Origin of the sequence: Lentzea flava (assembly GCF_014648475.1) — a bacterium.
GTDB lineage: Bacteria > Actinomycetota > Actinomycetes > Mycobacteriales > Pseudonocardiaceae > Lentzea > Lentzea flava.
In genome coordinates, this window is the sequence record NZ_BMRE01000040.1 from 52703 (window position 1) to 68125 (window position 15423).

Below are 15423 nucleotides of genomic sequence, written 5' to 3' on the forward strand. Positions count from 1 at the left end.
TCGCTCAGGCGGCGGTCGAGCAGGTCACGGCAGGGCGGGCGGGTTCGGGGCCGGCGGCGACGAACCCGAACGAGGTGGTGCCTCCGGTGGCGAGCACGGCGTTGTGGCCGGCGTTGGTGACGGTCACCGCGGTCGCGTTCTGGGTCAGGGTGCCGTTCCACAGGTTGCCGATGGTGTGGCCTGCGGGTGGTTGCCACGTGACGGTCCAGCCGCTCAGGCCGCGCGGGCTGGTGTTGCGCACGGTCACCTCGACCTGGTAGCCGCCCGGCCACGAGTTGGTCACCTCGTAGCGGGCATCGCAGGCGGTCGCCGGCGTCGTCGTGGTGGGGTTGGCCTGGGCACTTCCCGGCCGATCGCCCTGCACGACGGTGCCGATCACCACGCCGGCGGCGATCAGGGCGGCCGCACCGGCGACCATCGCGATCACCCGGCGTGGCCGGCGCACGAGCAGCAGCCGCGTCCCGCTCTTCGGGGTCGCGGCGGGCAACGGCAGTCCCTCTGCGACCGCGGCGAGCAGCTTGTGGGCCTCGGCCATCGTCGGACGTTCGGCCCCGTCACGGCGCAGGAGGCGCAGCAGCACCTCGCCGAGCGGGCCACCCGACCGCGGCGGCTCGACCTCCGCGCGCACCACGCGTTGCAGGAGCGCGTAGGGGTTTTCGTCCACACCGAACGGCGGCACGCCCTCCAGCGCCGCGTAGAGGGTCGCACCGAGGGAGAACACGTCCGAGGCGAACGTCGCCGCCTCACCCGCCGCCACCTCCGGCGCCAGGAAGGCCGGCGTGCCGACGATCAGGCGGGCATCGGTCACCGTGCCCTCGCCGACCGCGCGGGCGATGCCGAAGTCGGTGATCTTCGCGATGTCGTCCTCTGCGACCAGGACGTTGAACGTCGAGACGTCCCGGTGCACGATCCCCTCTGCGTGTGCCGCCGCCAGCGCTGCGGCGATCTGCCGGCCGATGTCCGCGACGACGCCCGGCGGCAGTGCGCCCCGTTCGGCGATCAGCGCCGCGAGACTGCGGGAGGGCAGGTACTCCAGCACCAGACAGGGCTTGCCGTCGTGCTCCACGACGTCGTACACGCTGATCGCGTGCGGGTGACGCAGCCGCCCGGCGACCCGGCCCTCGCGCAGCATCTGCGCCACCGCGTCCGGAGACCGCCGGTCCGCGTTGAGCAGCTTGACCGCGACCACACGGCCGGTGTGCTCGTCGCGCGCCTGCCAGACCACCCCCATGGACCCGTTTCCGACCAACGACATCAGCCGGTACCGCTCGGCGATGACCTCTCCCTGCTCCGGCACATGCCGACGCTACTTGGCGGAGACGGCCATCGGCCACCCTCGCGATCTAGAGCTGGACGCGCACCGTGACGCGACCTTTGTCGTCACGGTGCGATGTCGCGTGCCCGGTCCGTTGCGTGCCATCGAGTTCCAACGTGAGCGGGCCGCCTTCGCCGTTGAAGTTGCGCCACCACGTCTTGGCGTCCGGCATCATCACCTGGATGTTCACGACGTCGCCTTTCCGTTGGTAGCCAACGGGTGTGGAGAACGTGCGACCGGACCGCCTTCCGGTGTAGGACACGACGGTGATGCCCTTGCGCACCAGCTTCCCCACGAGCGGTGCGTTGCGCAGTCCGACGATCGCCTTGTTCACGCGACGCACCAACGGTCCCTTGAAGTCCATGACGTCCAACGTAGCCTGGTAAGTGGAGACCCCCGTCCACTTGGCTCGAAGTGAGAAGAAATGACCGCCTCGCAGTCTCAGTTGCGCGCCGACGCACAGGAAAACCGTGCACGGGTGCTGGCCGTCGCACGAGAGTTGTTCGCCGAGCGCGGGCTCGACGTGCCGATGGCCGCGATCGCGCGCCGTGCGGGCGTTGGGGTGGCGACGTTGTACCGGCGCTTCCCCACCAAGGAATCGCTGGTCGTGGAGGCGTTCACCGAGCAGTTCGCACACTGCCGGGCCGTTATCGAAGAGGCACTGCTGGACGAGGACCCGTGGCGCGGCTTCTGCACGGTGATCCAGAACGTGTGCCTGATGCAGGCGACCGACCGCGGGTTCACCGCCGCGTTCGTCTCGACGTTCCCCGAACTGCACTCCGAGGTGCGGGACAGGACGTGGGAGGGGTTCGCCGCACTGGTGGAGCGGGCGAAGGAGAGCGGGCAGCTGCGGGCGGACTTCTCGCCGCACGACCTGACGCTGGTGCTCCTGGCCAACAGCGGTCTCGCGGGCGTGCCGGTGGAGGTGGCGGTGAGCGCGTCGCAGCGCCTCGTCGCCTACCTGCTGGAAGCGTTCCGGGCTGGCACGGACGCGCTGCCGCCGCCCGTGCCGCTCAGCCTGGACCTGGTGCTTCGATAGCCCGACCGGGTTCTAACCGGGATGGGCGCCGACGGTGTCGCGGATCTGCGCGCCCAGGTCGGTGGACGCCGACCGCGCGCAGTGGGCGCAGCAGAAGAAGCGGCCCTCCACCTCCACGCCGTGCCCGATCACCCGGCAGTCGCAGTGCTCGCAGCGCGGGGCGAGGCGTTGGATCGCGCACTCGAAGCTGTCGAACGTGTGCACGCCGCCGCCGACGGTGCGCACCTCGAAGGCCATCCAGTACTCGTTGCCACAGACGTCACAGGTCGCCATGCGCGGAAGCCTGGGCCAGGTCAGTCGGGTCGGCAACTCGAGGCGTCGAGTTGCGCGACCAGCGTCTTCGGTGCAATCACCCGATAGGCGTCCTCGACCAGGTCCGCGACGACGTCCCAGTCGACCTCGACGTCCAGGTACACGCCGAGCCAGCCGCGGTGGCCGACGTAGGGCGGACGGAAGTAGTGGTCCGGCGCCTGGGCGACGAGCGTCTGCTGGACGTCCGGGCCAGCCGCGCACCAGAAGGCCACGCGATCGTCGTGGTGCTGGTTCGCGAACGTCACGAAGGTCTTCTTGCCGCGCACGAACCAGGTCGGCTCGCCGTGGCTCAGGCGTTCCGTCACCTCTGGGAGTGCGAGGCAGAGGCGGCGCAGGTGTTCGAGTGCGTCCACCCGCACATCGTCCCCGCTGATCCCGAGTTGTCCCAGCTTTCCACAAGGATCTTGCAAGGCGGCGCGGCCAGCATTCTGCCCGCGACCGGAACACGGGTCGCGGGGAATGTTCACATCTGAGGGAGATCCCACATGGGGAAGAAGTTCCTGGCCAGTGCGGCCGCGACCGCCGGCCTGTCCATCGCGCTGCTCGGTGGTGTCACGGCTGTCGCGAACGCCGCCGCGGCCGAGGCTCCGCTCTCCGCCGCGGCGACCTGCAGCGGTACCGGGTGCGACGGCAAGGACCCGTACTCCAGCGGCTGCGGTGGCCGGTCGGAGGCCGGCCGGAAGTCGACCTCGAAGGGCACCTTCATCCTCTACTACTCCAGCACGTGCAGGACGAACTGGATCGAGACCCCGAACTTCGCCGGCGGCACTCCCAACCTGGAGATGACGGTGCAGGACAGGGACCGGGACAAGCTCGTGCGCTTCGCCTCGTCGCCCACCCCCGGCCGGCACTACGGCAACATGGTCTACTCGCCGGGCGACAACTGCGCCGTGGGCTTCGCCGACTGGGGCGGCGGCTCCTGGGAAGTGGTCATCGAGTCGAGCGGCTGCTGAGCTCGTGAAACCCGTGGCCGGACGCGGGGTCCGGCCACGGGTTTTCCGTCTGCTCAGCCGATGCCGGAACGGATCGCGCTGATCAGTTCGCCGTTGGACGTGTCACCGGAGAGCTCCCAGAAGAACACGCCGCCCATGTTCTGGCCGCTCGCCCACGAGATCTTGCTGCGGACCGTGGCCGGGGTGTCGTAGCTCCACCACTGGCTGCCGCACTTGGCGTACGCGGTGCCGGCGACGGTGCCGTTGGCCGGGCAACGACCCTTCAGGACCTTGTAGTCCTCGATGCCCGCCTCGTAGGTGCCCGGTGCCGCGCCGGTCGCCGTGCCGCCGGGTGCGGACTGGGTGACGCCAGTCCAGCCGCGGCCGTAGAAACCGAGGCCCAGCAACAGCTTGCCGGCCGGAATGCCCTTGCTCTTGAGCTTCTGGATCGCCGCGTCGGTGTTGAAGCCCTGCTGCGGGATGCCGGGATAGCTCGTCAGCGGCGAGTGCGGCGCGGTCGGGCCCTGGGCCGCCCAGGCGCCGAAGAAGTCGTACGTCATCGGGTTGTACCAGTTCACGTACTGCGCGGCGCCGGCGTAGTCCGCCTTGTCGATCTTGCCGCCGGTCGAGGCGTCGGCGGTGATCGCGGCGGTCACCAGGTTGTTGCTGCCGAAGCGGGCGCGCACGGCCTGCATCAGCGTCTTGAACGAGCTGTAACCGCTGGTGTCACAGGTGAGTCCGCACGCGTTGGGGTACTCCCAGTCGATGTCGATGCCGTCGAACACGTCCGCCCAGCGCGGGTCCTCGACGAGCTTGTAGCAGGAGTCCGCGAACGCCGCCGCCGCGCTCGGACTGCTCGCCGCCGCACCGAAGCCACCGGACCAGGTCCAGCCGCCGAACGAGAACAGGACCTTGAGGTTCGGGTGCAGCTTCTTCAGCTTGCGCAGCTGGTTGAAGTTGCCGCGCAACGCACCAGCGTCCCAGGTGTCCGACGTACCGTCCACAGAGGACGCTGCATCGTAGAACTTGTCGTAGTCGGCATAGGCGTCGCCGAGGACGCAACGCCCGCCGGACACGTTGCCGAACGCGTAGTTGATGTGCGTCAGCTTGCTCGACGAGCCGGACGTGCGGATGTTCTTCACGTGGTAGTTGCGCTGGTAGACGCCCCACTGCACGAAGTAGCCGACGACGCGGTTGGTGACGGCCTGGATGCCGATGTCTTCCCGTGCCTGAGATGCCGGTGCTGCCAGCGTCGCCGCTGTCAGCAGGGCTGTCGCTGCCGCGATGATCCTGCGCCTGAACATGGCGGTCTCCTCGATGGGTGACGGCGCGGCGGCGCAGCACTCAAGCTAAGTGGACTAGACCACTGTCGTCAATGGTGAACCGGGACGACGACCGGTCCGCACGAGGAACAGGGAAGGGGGCACAGGCTGCTCTCCGCGAACACACCGGGACTGAGGGAGCGGGACCGGCCGGATTCGAACCGGCGTTCTCCCTCCGTGCCGGAGGGCGCGTCGACCACTGCGCTACAGGCCCCATCGCGACCGCTTTCCCCACACTAGTCGGCGAATCGCGGGCCGTATGCCCGGCGAAAGTGTTGGACCCAATAAGGTTCATGCACCAACCTCGGACTGGACGGTGTCGTGCCAGGGATCGACTACTACGAGTTGCTCGGTGTCAGCCGGGGCGCGAGCGCCGCGGAGATCAAGTCCGCCTACCGCTCTCTCGCCAAGGTCATGCACCCCGACGCGGGTGGGACGTCCGGCAGCTTCCGCCTGCTCCAGGAGGCGTACGAGACGCTGAAGGACCCGGTCCGCCGCGCCGACTACGACCGCCCCGCCGCGCCGCCACCACCCCCCGTACGCCCGCAGGCACGCCCGCGACCTCGTCGAACGGGCCACACGGGCCGGTTGCGCGACTTCGGTGACGACCCGAACTACATGGCGCCGCGGCCTCGCGTCGATCTCGGCTCGATGGACTGGTGGCACCGCATCGACCTCGGCGCGCGCGTCCGCTACGTACCGGCCGCGGGCCTCGGCCACGCCCCGGCGGCCGCCGCGATCGGTGGGTGGTTCGTCCTGCTGCTCCCGTTGGCGATGCCGCTGTCGCCGCTCCTGCTGGCCGTCTGGCTGCCGCTCGTGGCCGGCGCCGGTTACGGGGCGTTCCGGCTGGTGCGCCGCTACATCGCCACGGCGCGGGCCGAACGGGCGTTCGCCGGCGAGTACGACGGGAACACGATTTTCGGCCGTCCGGGTGAAAACAGACGCGAACGGCTGACCGCCGGACTGCTGACCGAGTACCTGACGCAGCTGCCGGGCGTGCGCATCTTCCACGGCCTCGCCTGGCCCGGCTCCGTCTTCGCCGACGTCGACCACGCCCTGCTGTGCGGCCGCCGCCTCGTCCTGATCGAGTCGAAGTCGTGGCTGCCCGGCCACTACTACTGCGACGAGGACGGCGAGCTCTGGCGCAACGGACACCCGTTCCGCGGCGGCGGCACCCAGCTGCTCGACGGCGTGGAGCGCTTCGCCGAACTGCTGCCGTGGCTCGAGATCCGCGGCGCCCTGATCGTCTACCCGAGCCGCGCCGGCGAGGTCACGTGCGACGACGACCTCGACTTCGAGGTGCCGCCCATGACGCCGGAACAGTTCGTGCGCGAGATCGGCGACTGGCTGGCCGACGACCCGGCCACCGTCGACCGGGAGGCGCTGCGCGTTCTGGTCCGGCAGGTGGTCTCCGAAGTCCGAGTCGCCGGAGCCTGACCGGAGTTTCGTTCCGGCACGAATACCTCCCGATTGAGACAAAAAGACCCTTGACGGACGACTGACGGCCTGAAAGATTGGGCTCACTCGCTGGGGGGCAATGTGGAGTCGGGGCGCTCTCCCATGCGCGTAATAGCCATTCAAACATGGGGGATTCAGAAGTGAAGACCGTCATTCGGAGAGTTTCCGCCGCCATTGCGGCAGGCGCCGCTCTGATCACCATCGCGATCGCGCCGTCCTCGGCAGCGCCGAAGTTCGAGCCGTACGCCGTGCCGAAGGCGGGCAAGATGCAGGCGGCCGCTGTCGGCGAGGCCCAGTGGACCGTCATCATCCCGAAGACGACCGACCCCAGGTACACCGGCGGCGACCCGCGTTGCGCGGACGTGGCCTGGAACTCCGTGGACAACGGCGCGCGCGTCATCCTGTTCGACTGCTACGGCACGCCCAACCAGACGTGGGCTCCCATCTGGGTCGCGAGCGACAACCCCGAGGGCACCGCGATGTTCGTGAACGGCAACTCGGGCAAGTGCCTCGACCTGTCCGGCAACGCCCCCGAGAACGGCGCCGCCGTGATCCAGTGGAACTGCCACAACGGCGCGAACCAGCGCTGGGACGTCGTGCTCCCCGCCGGCGCCGACCCGGAGACCCACACGTGGCCGGTCCTGTTCAAGAACCGCGCCACGGGCAAGTGCCTCGACCTCGACCACGGCGGCAGCGCGAATGGCACCGGATTCCTGCAGTGGGACTGCCACGGCGGCGACAACCAGCTGTTCACGCTCTACAAGGCGTACTCCTGATCTGAAGTGCACGTGAATTGGCCGCCCGCACATTTTCAGCGGGCGGCCAGTTCAATTTCACCGGCAACAGACGGACGCCACCGAATCGACTCGTTTCACACCGCCGCAAAGATTCGTGCCGGCCTTCCCGTCGGACGGCCGTGAGCACAGCGGCCGCGTCTGTGGCGGCACTGCTCGTCCTGAGCGGACCCACCGGATGTGCCAGGATGCGGCCATGACCCGCACGGTGTGCCTCGCGCAGAACCCGGAAGCCGACGCCCTCCTGGCCGAGGACAGGTTCGCGTTGTTGCTCGGCATGCTGCTCGACCAGCAGATCCCGATGGAGAAGGCCTTCTCCGGCCCCAAGGTCCTCGCCGACCGCATGAACGGCCTGGACGTGCGCCGCATCGCCGAGGCCGACCCCGACGCGTTCGCCACGATCATGGCCACCCCGCCCGCCGTGCACCGGTTCCCCGGTTCGATGGCCAAGCGGGTGCAGGCGATGGCGCAGTTCGTCGTCGAGCACTACGACGGGGACGTCACGCGGATCTGGGCCGACGGGGACGGGGCCGCGGTGGTCAAGCGGCTCAAGGCGTTGCCGGGGTTCGGGGACCAGAAGGCGAAGATCTTCCTCGCACTTCTGGGCAAACAGTTCGGCGTCACGCCGGACGGGTGGCGGGAGGCCGCCGGGCACTACGGCGAGGAAGGAAGCCGACGTAGCGTCGCCGACGTGACGGATCAGCAGTCGTTGCTCGAGGTGCGCGACTTCAAGAAGGCCGCCAAGGCCGCGGCCAAGAAGTAGCACCGGCTGTTGAAGGTCTGGTCCACTGGACGTACGCCGCCAGCCCGAACGAGGTGCCATCGCGCCTCGTGAGAGAAGGGGCGTATGCGTTGCGCATCAAGGCAATTGGCGTTTTCACGGTGCTCGTGCTCGGCCTGACGGGCACTCCTGCGCAGGCCGCGACGACGTGGCCGGGCGACTCCGCCACGAGGACCGCTGACGGCACGAACGTGTTCGGGACGAACCTCAGCGGGCTGTCCTTCGAGAACGCGGGCGTGGTCTGGGCGGTGAAGAACGGGCCTGCCGCGCTCTACCGGCTCGTGCCCAACGGCAGCGCGTGGAAGGTCGACCAGAAGAGGACGCTCAGGTTCGCCGACGGGCACGGCGAGCCGGACACCGAAGCCGTGGTCTCCACGCCGGACGGGCTGTTCGTCGCCATCGAGCGCGACAACGACGACGGCGACGTGAGCAGGCCGATGATCCTCAAGTACGGCACCGGCAGCAACGCGATCGGCGAGTGGGACCTCGGTGGGATGCCCGAGGTCGACCCCAACGACGGGCCCGAGGCCATCTCGTGGGTGCCGGACTCGTTCCTCACGCGGAACGGCTTCACCGACGACAGCGGCCGCGTCTACAACCCCGCCGACTACCCCGGCCACGGCAGCGGGTTGTTCTTCGTGGGTCTTGAGGCCACCGGCGAGGTGTACGTGTACGCGTTGCAGGGCGAGGAAGCCGAGCTGCTCAGCACGTTCGCCAGCGGACAGGCGCAGGTGATGGACCTGGAGTTCAACGGCGGCAAGCTGTGGGCCGCCTGCGACAACCACTGCGGCGGACGGACGACGACGCTCGGCATCAGCGGCGGGAAGTTCAGGGTGACGGCGACGTACAACCGGCCGTCCACGCTGCCGAACGTGAACCTCGAAGGGTTTGCGATCTCGCCGAGTTGCGTCAACGGCAAGAAGGTCGTGTTGTGGTCGGACGACGACAACACGAACGGCCACGCGTTGCGCAGCGGTTCGTTGTACTGCAACAGCTGAGCGGGAGTGTCGGGGTGCGGGGCTACGCTCGCGCGCGTGACCGCACCCCACATCCCCGGTTTGACCGACCTGAGACCCCTGGGCGCAGGCGGGTTCGCCACCGTCTACCGCGCTCATCAGGCCCAGCTCGGCCGCGACGTCGCGGTCAAGATCGACAATCGCGTACTGGCCGACGAGCGCGATCGGCGGCGGTTCCTGCGCGAGGCGCACGCGGCGGCGAAGTTGTCGGGGCATCCGCACGTCGTCGGGGTGCACGACGCGAACATCACCGCCCACGGCACGCCGTACCTGGTCATGGAGCTGTGCACGGGCGGCTCTCTCGCCGACCAGCTCGACCAGCGCGGGCCGTTGCCGCACGAGCAGGTTCGCGATCTCGGCATCAAGCTCGCCGACGCGCTGGCCGCGGCGCACGCGGAAGGCGTGCTGCACCGCGACATCAAGCCCGGCAACATCCTCGTCGACCGGTACGGCACGCCAAAGCTCGCCGACTTCGGGCTCGCGGCGCTGCTGGACGCGCAGGGCGGCAGCACGGTCACCAGGGACGCGCTGAGCCCCAGCTACGCGCCGCCGGAAGCGTTCGCGATGGCCCAGCCCACGCCGCAGGCCGACGTCTACTCGCTCGCCGCGACGCTCTACACGTTGCTCGCCGGCAAGCCGCCGCGGCCGGTGCCGTGGCCGATCACCAGCTTCGACCACCTCGGCGAGGTGCTGCGCAGGCCCATCACCGCGGTCAACGGTGTGCCGCCGGCACTGCACGAGGCGATCGCGCGGGCGCTGCACCCCGACGCCAACCTGCGCACACCGAGTGCCGCGCAGTTCCGCGACGAACTGCGCGGCCTGACTCACCTGCCCGCACCGCAGAAGAGGCGGGCAGTCTGGCCGTACGTCGCCGCAGGGCTCGTCGTCGCGGTCACGGCGGGAGCGCTCATCTGGAGCCTCAACGGCGACAAGTCCCAGGCAGCCAACAACACACCGGCTCGTACGAACACGACGGAGCTGGAGTCGGTGCCGCCGTTCCTCAAGGCGTGCGGCGACAAGTTCTGCATCGACAAGTCGACGTGCTTCTACGGCATCAACAGCATCGGCGGCAAGGCATCGACGGCGAGGCGGGTCGGCAGCTGCGCGGAGGAGCACTACTGGGAGGCGTTCGCGGGTGGCTGGCTCTCCGGTGACATCCCGCAGGTCGACGACGAGCAGCTGGTGAAGGCACCGGAAGTCGCCGGGACGTGCACCGACGAGATGATGCAGGCCACCAAGCGGCCCGGCGTCGACCTCACGGGGTGGAAGTTCACCGCGATCGGCTACCAGGACGGCGAGCGCTCGTACTTCCTGTGTCTGGCCGCGCCCGAGGAGGGCGGCACGTTCACCACCAGCGCGTTCGGCAGCTGAACTAATCCACTTGCGACGGTCGCTAACGTAGAACGACGTGCGTGTCCACGCCGATTTGATCATTGCTGGATTCCGAAGGTACTCGACCTACCGACAAGCGATGCTGGCCGGAATGACCACGAACGTGGTCTTCGGCCTGCTCCGGGTCTCCGTCATCGTCGCCGCGCTCAAGGCGGCGGACGGCGAGATCGCGGACTACGACATCGCTGCCACCAACACGTACGTCTGGATCGGGCAGGGGCTGCTCGGGTTCATCCTGTTGTGGGGGAACAACGAGCTCGCCGAGCGCGTGCGATCCGGTGACGTCGTCGTAGACCTGTACCGCCCGTGGCACCTGCAGAGCGCCCTGCTCGCCCAGGACGTCGGCCGCGGCGGGTTCGCCTTCTTCACCAGGCTGGCGCCGCCGATGGCGTTCGGGATGCTGCTGTTCCCGTTCCAGTTCCCCGCGAACCTGGTGCAGTGGCCGCTGTTCGGAGTCAGCGCGGTCGTCGCGCTGGTGATCAGCTTCTCGTTCCGGTTCCTGGTCGAGATCAGCGCGTTCTGGCTGCTCGACAACCGCGGGCTGTACGGGTTCTGGAACATCTCGTCCGGGCTGCTGTGCGGGCTGACGGTGCCCATCGCGTTCTTCCCCGGCTGGGCACGGGACGTGCTGTGGATGACACCGTTCCCGGCACTGCTGCAGGCGCCGATCGACGTCTTCCTCGGCCACGGCAACGCCGTGAAGATCCTGCTGTACCAGGTGTTCTGGGCGGTGACACTGCTCGCCGCCGGCCATTTCGCGCTGCAGCGCGCGGTGCGCAAGGTGGTGGTCCAGGGTGGCTGACGTCATCTACCCGCGGCTCATCGGCGCGAAGCTGCGCAGCCAGCTGGCCTACCGCACGTCGTTCGCACTCGACTTCGTCGCCCAGATCCTGGCTCAGTGGATCGAGCTGTTCGTGATCCTGGTGCTGTTCAGCCAGGTGAGCGCGCTCGGAGGGTTCTCCAGGGAAGAAGTGCTGCTGATGTACGCGTTCGCGGGCGCGGCGTTCGGCGTCGCGGACCTGTTCGCCGGGCAGCTCGACAACCTGCCGACCTACATCCGCACCGGCAGCTTCGACGTGCTGCTGATGCGGCCGCTCGGCACGTTGCCGCAGATCATGGTGTCGGACATCAGGTTGCGCCGGATCGGGCGCATCGCCGGTGCGGCGGCCGTGATGATCTACGCGTTGCTGCACGTCCACATCGACTGGACGCCCGCCAAGGTCCTGCTGACCATCGCCACGCCGCTCGCCGGCACGGTCATCTACAGCTCGGTCTGGATCATGGCGTGCTCGGTGTGCTTCTGGATCGTCGAGGGGCGCGAGTTCGCCAACGCGGTCACCTACGGCAGCAACGCCTTCACGTCGTACCCGATCAACGTCTACTCCCGGCCGCTGCGCTGGTTCATGGCGTACGTCGTGCCGGGTGCGTTCGTGGCGTACTACCCGAGCATCGCGCTGCTCGGGAAGCAGGATCCGCTCGGCCTTCCAGGCTGGGTCGGCTGGACATCACCGCTCGTCGCGGCGCTGGCGGCAGGGGTGGCCGGGCTGGTGTGGCGGTTCGCGGTCAGGCACTACCGGGGAACGGGATCATGATCGAGGTCAGGGAGCTCCGCAGGGAGTTCAAGGTCGCCACGTCCAAAGGCTTGCGGCGCAACTACAAGACGGTCACGGCGGTCGACGGCGTCACGTTCGACGTCGCAGCGGGCGAGGCCGTCGGGTACGTCGGGCCGAACGGTGCCGGCAAGTCCACGACGATCAAGATGCTGACCGGGATCCTGGTGCCGACCAGCGGCGACATCCGGGTCAGCGGCGTTGACCCGTCGAAGCAGAGACGCGATCTCGCCAAACGCATCGGCGTCGTGTTCGGCCAGCGCAGCCAGCTCTGGTGGGACCTGCCGCTGAAGGACAGCTTCGACCTGCTCAAGTCGATCTACCGGGTGTCCGCGCAGGACTACCGGACCAGGCTCGACGAGTGCGTCGAGCTCCTCGGGCTGCAGGAAACCCTGCTCACCCCGGTGCGTCAGCTCTCGCTGGGACAACGGATGCGCGGCGAAATCACCGCGGCCCTCCTGCACGCACCGGAGCTGCTGGTCCTCGACGAGCCGACCATCGGCCTGGACCTCGAGTCGAAGGAGCGCCTGCGGGAGTTCCTGAAGGACATCAACACCCGCCGCGGCACCACGCTCCTGCTCACCACGCACGACCTGGACGACATCGAACGGCTCTGCCCGCGGCTGATGGTGATCGACCACGGCAGGGTGCTCGCCGACGGACCGCTGGACGAGCTGCGAGCCGAGGTCACCCCGGACCGCGAGCTCGTGATCGACCTCAGGGAACCCGGACCAGCGCCGGACGTCCCTGGAGTAACGGCGGTGCGCAGCGAGGCCAACGGACTGCGACACCACCTCACGTTCAGGCGAGCGGAGACGACGGCGGCGCAGCTGATCACCCAGGTGGTCCGGCAGGTCGAGGTGCACGACCTCGCCGTCGTGGAGCCGGAAATCGACGACGTGATTCGGAAGCTCTACCAACGCCAGGTCGCGCAGGACGCACATCGGTAGAGTCGTAACCAACGGTAAACGGACACATCGGGCAGAGGGAGAGCGAATGCGCCTAGTCGGACCGCTGGCAGCAGCCGTCATCGCGTTGGGTGGCCTGACGGCCTGCGACACGATCCAGGACGTCAGCAACACCGCGGACAAGGTGAAGCTGTGCGCCGACGCGATCCAGTTGCTGGGCTTCTCGCCCGACCTGAGCGACCCGCAGAAGGCACTGGAGGACACCCAGGCCAAGGCGAAGGAGCTGCAGAACCTCGCGAACTCGTCGCCGGACGAGCAGGTGAAGAAGGCTCTGCAGGAAGCGGCCACCGGCATGCAGAACGTCGGCTCCGCCGCGGACTGGGTGCAGCAGAAGGCCGACCTCGTCGCGAAGGTCTCCTCCGCCTGCGGCGGATGAGCACTAGAGCCCTGTTGCGCACCTCCGGTGTCGGCCTAGGCTTTACGCGTTCGACGCGCAATGCCTCACGCCGCACACCGGAGGTGTCGCAGAACCATGCAAGCAACAGTGGGTGACAGGCTCCACGTCCACAGCCGCTCCGTGGGACTCGAGGAGCGCCTGGGCGAGATCCTCGAAGTGCGCGGGACCGACGGCCAGCCGCCGTACCTGGTCCGTTTCAACGACGGCCACGAGGGTCTGGTGTTCCCCGGCCCCGACTGCATCGTCGAGCCGCGCAGCGAGATCTAACCCAGGACCGTGCTGATCAACTCCTCGGCGAGCTGAGGAGTCGCTGCCGCCACGCCTGACCACCGCCTGGTCAGGTCGGGTTCGAACGTGAACGGCCGCCCGTGCAGGTCGACCAGCACCCCGCCCGCGGCAGGCACGGTGACCAGCGCCGTCGCGAGGTCCATGATCCGGTGCGTGTCGCTGCCCGGATCGATGAACGCGTCGACGGTGCCCTCGGCGACCAGCATCGTTTCGAGGCAGGTCGTGCACAGCACGCGGATGCGGTCGGCGCGGTTCGCGATGCGCAGCCACGCGTCCTGCGTGCCGGCCTTGGGACGCATCAGACACACGGACGCGCCGTCGAGCGACGTGCGTCCGGTCGTGCGGAAGAACGCAGGCACTCCTGCGCGCGCGTGCCACGCACGGCCCGTGTCGAACCACGTCGTGAGAGCTTCCTTGGCCGTGCCGTCCTCGACCAAGGCACCGGCGAAGCAGGAGAGAGGAACGCCGAACGCGGCGTTCGCGGACCCGTCGACCGGGTCGATCACGAGGGTGATCGAGGAGCCGTTGTCGACGAAGCCGGCTTCCTCGGAGAGCAGGTTCACGCGGTTGCGGTGGATCGATTCCAGAACCGCGTCCTCGACGATGCGGTCCACGCGCATCGTCGGTGTTCCATCGGCGCCGTCGGCCACTTCTTCGCGGAGTTCGAGGCGCGTGTGCAGGGATCGGGCGGCCCCGTACGCCGCCGACGCCGCACGGGCGGCGTCGGCGAGCGCGGGGTGCACGTCGTCGGGGAGCTGTGGCTGGGGAACGGGCCAAGGGATCAGCACGTTCCCCACATTGCCACGATTTAGATCAGGCCGAGGCCCTTCACCGCGTCGCGCTCCTCGACCAGCTCGGCCACGGAGGCGTCGATGCGGGCGCGGGAGAACTCGTCGATCTCCAGGCCCTGGATGATCTCGTACGAACCACCGGAGCACTTGACCGGGAACGACGAGATGATGCCCTCGGGCACGCCGTACGAGCCGTCCGACGGGACGGCCATCGAGGTCCACTCGGTGCCGTTGACCCAGTCGTAGATGTGGTCGATGGCGGCGTTCGCGGCCGAAGCGGCCGAAGAGGCGCCACGGGCCTCGATGATCGCCGCACCGCGCTTGGCGACGGTCGGGATGAAGTCGTTCTCCAGCCACTCCTGGTCGTTCACGGCCTCGGCGGCGGTCTTGTCGCCGACCTTCGCGTGGAACAGGTCCGGGTACTGGGTGGCGGAGTGGTTGCCCCAGATCGTCATGTTCTGGATGTCGGTGACCGCGACGCCCAGCTTCTTGGCGAGCTGCGACAGGGCGCGGTTGTGGTCCAGGCGGGTCATCGCGGTGAAGCGCTCGCGCGGGACGTCCGGCGCGTGCTGCTGGGCGATGAGGGCGTTGGTGTTGGCCGGGTTGCCGACCACGAGCACCTTCACGTCGTCCGCGGCGCCGGCGTTGATCGCCTCGCCCTGCGGCTTGAAGATGCCGCCGTTGGCCTCGAGCAGGTCGCCGCGCTCCATGCCCTTGGTGCGGGGGCGGGCGCCGACGAGCAGGGCCACGTTCACGCCGTCGAACGCGGTCTTCGCGTCGTCGGTGATCGTGATTCCCTTGAGCAGCGGGAAGGCGCAGTCGTCGAGCTCCATCGCGGTGCCCTCTGCGGCCTTCAGCGCCGGGGTGATCTCCAGCAGGCGCAGGTTGACCGGGGTGTCCGGGCCCAGCAGGTGGCCGGAAGCGATGCGGAAGAGCAGTGCGTAGCCGATCTGGCCGGCTGCACCGGTGACAGTGACGTTCACGGGCGTGCGGGTCATGAGCCTTCCC

19 protein-coding genes and 1 tRNA gene are annotated in these 15423 nt (G+C 68.7%); 12 read left to right on the forward strand and 8 right to left on the reverse strand.

Features of this window, described 5'->3' with window-relative positions:
* Positions 1 to 4: 4 nt before the first annotated feature.
* Positions 5 to 1297, reverse strand: a complete 1293-nt coding sequence (locus IEZ09_RS33315; RefSeq protein WP_189257785.1) for a protein kinase domain-containing protein — start codon at positions 1295 to 1297, stop codon at positions 5 to 7.
* A 46-nt stretch (positions 1298 to 1343) separates the two neighbouring features.
* A complete protein-coding gene (locus tag IEZ09_RS33320) occupies positions 1344 to 1679 on the reverse strand; it encodes a nitroreductase/quinone reductase family protein (RefSeq protein ID WP_189257786.1) in 336 nt (111 codons plus the stop codon).
* A gap of 60 nt (positions 1680 to 1739) precedes the next feature.
* On the opposite strand from IEZ09_RS33320, the gene IEZ09_RS33325 reads away from it, so the two are divergent.
* Entirely contained in the window at positions 1740 to 2354 is a 615-nt protein-coding gene (locus IEZ09_RS33325; RefSeq protein WP_189257787.1) for a TetR/AcrR family transcriptional regulator, read from the forward strand.
* Between the two features lie 12 nt (positions 2355 to 2366).
* Here the strand turns inward: IEZ09_RS33325 and IEZ09_RS33330 are convergent, their stop codons facing one another.
* Positions 2367 to 2627: a metallothionein gene (locus IEZ09_RS33330; RefSeq protein ID WP_189257788.1), complete on the reverse strand. Its 261-nt coding sequence runs from the start codon at positions 2625 to 2627 to the stop codon at positions 2367 to 2369.
* A gap of 20 nt (positions 2628 to 2647) precedes the next feature.
* Positions 2648 to 3019 (reverse strand): MmcQ/YjbR family DNA-binding protein, encoded by a 372-nt coding sequence (locus tag IEZ09_RS33335; protein ID WP_189257789.1) that lies wholly within the window; start codon positions 3017 to 3019, stop codon positions 2648 to 2650.
* A gap of 132 nt (positions 3020 to 3151) precedes the next feature.
* Here IEZ09_RS33335 and IEZ09_RS33340 point away from each other — a divergent pair, with 132 nt between their 5' ends.
* Positions 3152 to 3619, forward strand: coding sequence for a DUF2690 domain-containing protein (locus tag IEZ09_RS33340; RefSeq protein WP_189257790.1), 468 nt, complete (start codon positions 3152 to 3154; stop codon positions 3617 to 3619).
* Between the two features lie 53 nt (positions 3620 to 3672).
* Here IEZ09_RS33340 and IEZ09_RS33345 read toward each other — a convergent pair whose 3' ends face one another.
* Both IEZ09_RS33345 and IEZ09_RS33350 read right to left on the reverse strand, forming a co-directional pair.
* Positions 3673 to 4902, reverse strand: a complete 1230-nt coding sequence (locus tag IEZ09_RS33345) for a glycoside hydrolase family 18 protein (protein WP_189257791.1) — start codon at positions 4900 to 4902, stop codon at positions 3673 to 3675.
* A gap of 159 nt (positions 4903 to 5061) precedes the next feature.
* A tRNA-OTHER gene (locus tag IEZ09_RS33350) sits at positions 5062 to 5135 on the reverse strand.
* A 106-nt stretch (positions 5136 to 5241) separates the two neighbouring features.
* Between IEZ09_RS33350 and IEZ09_RS33355 the strand changes: the two genes are divergently transcribed.
* From IEZ09_RS33355 to IEZ09_RS33400, 10 genes are all read left to right on the forward strand, one after another.
* A complete protein-coding gene (locus IEZ09_RS33355; protein ID WP_189257792.1) occupies positions 5242 to 6357 on the forward strand; it encodes a J domain-containing protein in 1116 nt (371 codons plus the stop codon).
* Between the two features lie 161 nt (positions 6358 to 6518).
* Positions 6519 to 7154, forward strand: a complete 636-nt coding sequence (locus tag IEZ09_RS33360; RefSeq protein WP_189257793.1) for an RICIN domain-containing protein — start codon at positions 6519 to 6521, stop codon at positions 7152 to 7154.
* 214 nt (positions 7155 to 7368) lie between these two features.
* Positions 7369 to 7935: an HhH-GPD-type base excision DNA repair protein gene (locus tag IEZ09_RS33365; RefSeq protein WP_189257794.1), complete on the forward strand. Its 567-nt coding sequence runs from the start codon at positions 7369 to 7371 to the stop codon at positions 7933 to 7935.
* 68 nt (positions 7936 to 8003) lie between these two features.
* Complete coding sequence (locus IEZ09_RS33370) at positions 8004 to 8951, forward strand: SdiA-regulated/phytase-like domain-containing protein (RefSeq protein WP_189257795.1); 948 nt, start codon at positions 8004 to 8006, stop codon at positions 8949 to 8951.
* A gap of 36 nt (positions 8952 to 8987) precedes the next feature.
* A complete protein-coding gene (locus tag IEZ09_RS33375; RefSeq protein ID WP_229813175.1) occupies positions 8988 to 10340 on the forward strand; it encodes a serine/threonine-protein kinase in 1353 nt (450 codons plus the stop codon).
* A 112-nt stretch (positions 10341 to 10452) separates the two neighbouring features.
* Positions 10453 to 11163, forward strand: a complete 711-nt coding sequence (locus tag IEZ09_RS33380; RefSeq protein ID WP_229813176.1) for an ABC transporter permease — start codon at positions 10453 to 10455, stop codon at positions 11161 to 11163.
* Positions 11156 to 11953 (forward strand): ABC transporter permease, encoded by a 798-nt coding sequence (locus IEZ09_RS33385; RefSeq protein ID WP_189257797.1) that lies wholly within the window; start codon positions 11156 to 11158, stop codon positions 11951 to 11953. The genes IEZ09_RS33380 and IEZ09_RS33385 overlap by 8 nt, the downstream gene beginning before the upstream one ends.
* Positions 11950 to 12921, forward strand: coding sequence for an ABC transporter ATP-binding protein (locus IEZ09_RS33390; protein WP_189257798.1), 972 nt, complete (start codon positions 11950 to 11952; stop codon positions 12919 to 12921). Before IEZ09_RS33385 ends, IEZ09_RS33390 begins: the two co-directional genes overlap by 4 nt.
* 46 nt (positions 12922 to 12967) lie before the next feature.
* Positions 12968 to 13315, forward strand: a complete 348-nt coding sequence (locus IEZ09_RS33395; protein WP_189257799.1) for a DUF8711 family protein — start codon at positions 12968 to 12970, stop codon at positions 13313 to 13315.
* A gap of 96 nt (positions 13316 to 13411) precedes the next feature.
* On the forward strand, positions 13412 to 13603 hold the full coding sequence (locus IEZ09_RS33400) for a DUF1918 domain-containing protein (protein ID WP_189257800.1): 192 nt from the start codon (positions 13412 to 13414) through the stop codon (positions 13601 to 13603).
* On the opposite strand, the gene IEZ09_RS33405 is transcribed toward IEZ09_RS33400, so the two are convergent.
* The gene (locus tag IEZ09_RS33405) at positions 13600 to 14412 is read right to left on the reverse strand and encodes an inositol monophosphatase family protein (protein ID WP_189257801.1); all 813 of its coding nucleotides are present in this window, start codon (positions 14410 to 14412) and stop codon (positions 13600 to 13602) included. The two genes, IEZ09_RS33400 and IEZ09_RS33405, sit on opposite strands and share 4 nt — an antisense overlap.
* A gap of 20 nt (positions 14413 to 14432) precedes the next feature.
* The gene (locus tag IEZ09_RS33410) at positions 14433 to 15413 is read right to left on the reverse strand and encodes a malate dehydrogenase (RefSeq protein ID WP_189257802.1); all 981 of its coding nucleotides are present in this window, start codon (positions 15411 to 15413) and stop codon (positions 14433 to 14435) included.
* Positions 15414 to 15423 lie beyond the last annotated feature (10 nt).

What these genes read in the sequence shown, in the direction of transcription:
- IEZ09_RS33320 (WP_189257786.1), bottom strand. Translation starts at nt 1,679, where the DNA reads ATGGACTTCAAGGGACCGTTGGTGCGTCGCGTGAACAAGGCGATCGTC.
- IEZ09_RS33395 (WP_189257799.1), top strand. Translation starts at nt 12,968, where the DNA reads ATGCGCCTAGTCGGACCGCTGGCAGCAGCCGTCATCGCGTTGGGTGGC.
- IEZ09_RS33410 (WP_189257802.1), bottom strand. Translation starts at nt 15,413, where the DNA reads ATGACCCGCACGCCCGTGAACGTCACTGTCACCGGTGCAGCCGGCCAG.
- IEZ09_RS33330 (WP_189257788.1), bottom strand. Translation starts at nt 2,627, where the DNA reads ATGGCGACCTGTGACGTCTGTGGCAACGAGTACTGGATGGCCTTCGAG.
- IEZ09_RS33365 (WP_189257794.1), top strand. Translation starts at nt 7,369, where the DNA reads ATGACCCGCACGGTGTGCCTCGCGCAGAACCCGGAAGCCGACGCCCTC.
- IEZ09_RS33400 (WP_189257800.1), top strand. Translation starts at nt 13,412, where the DNA reads ATGCAAGCAACAGTGGGTGACAGGCTCCACGTCCACAGCCGCTCCGTG.
- IEZ09_RS33340 (WP_189257790.1), top strand. Translation starts at nt 3,152, where the DNA reads ATGGGGAAGAAGTTCCTGGCCAGTGCGGCCGCGACCGCCGGCCTGTCC.
- IEZ09_RS33390 (WP_189257798.1), top strand. Translation starts at nt 11,950, where the DNA reads ATGATCGAGGTCAGGGAGCTCCGCAGGGAGTTCAAGGTCGCCACGTCC.
- IEZ09_RS33380 (WP_229813176.1), top strand. Translation starts at nt 10,453, where the DNA reads ATGACCACGAACGTGGTCTTCGGCCTGCTCCGGGTCTCCGTCATCGTC.
- IEZ09_RS33325 (WP_189257787.1), top strand. Translation starts at nt 1,740, where the DNA reads ATGACCGCCTCGCAGTCTCAGTTGCGCGCCGACGCACAGGAAAACCGT.
- IEZ09_RS33345 (WP_189257791.1), bottom strand. Translation starts at nt 4,902, where the DNA reads ATGTTCAGGCGCAGGATCATCGCGGCAGCGACAGCCCTGCTGACAGCG.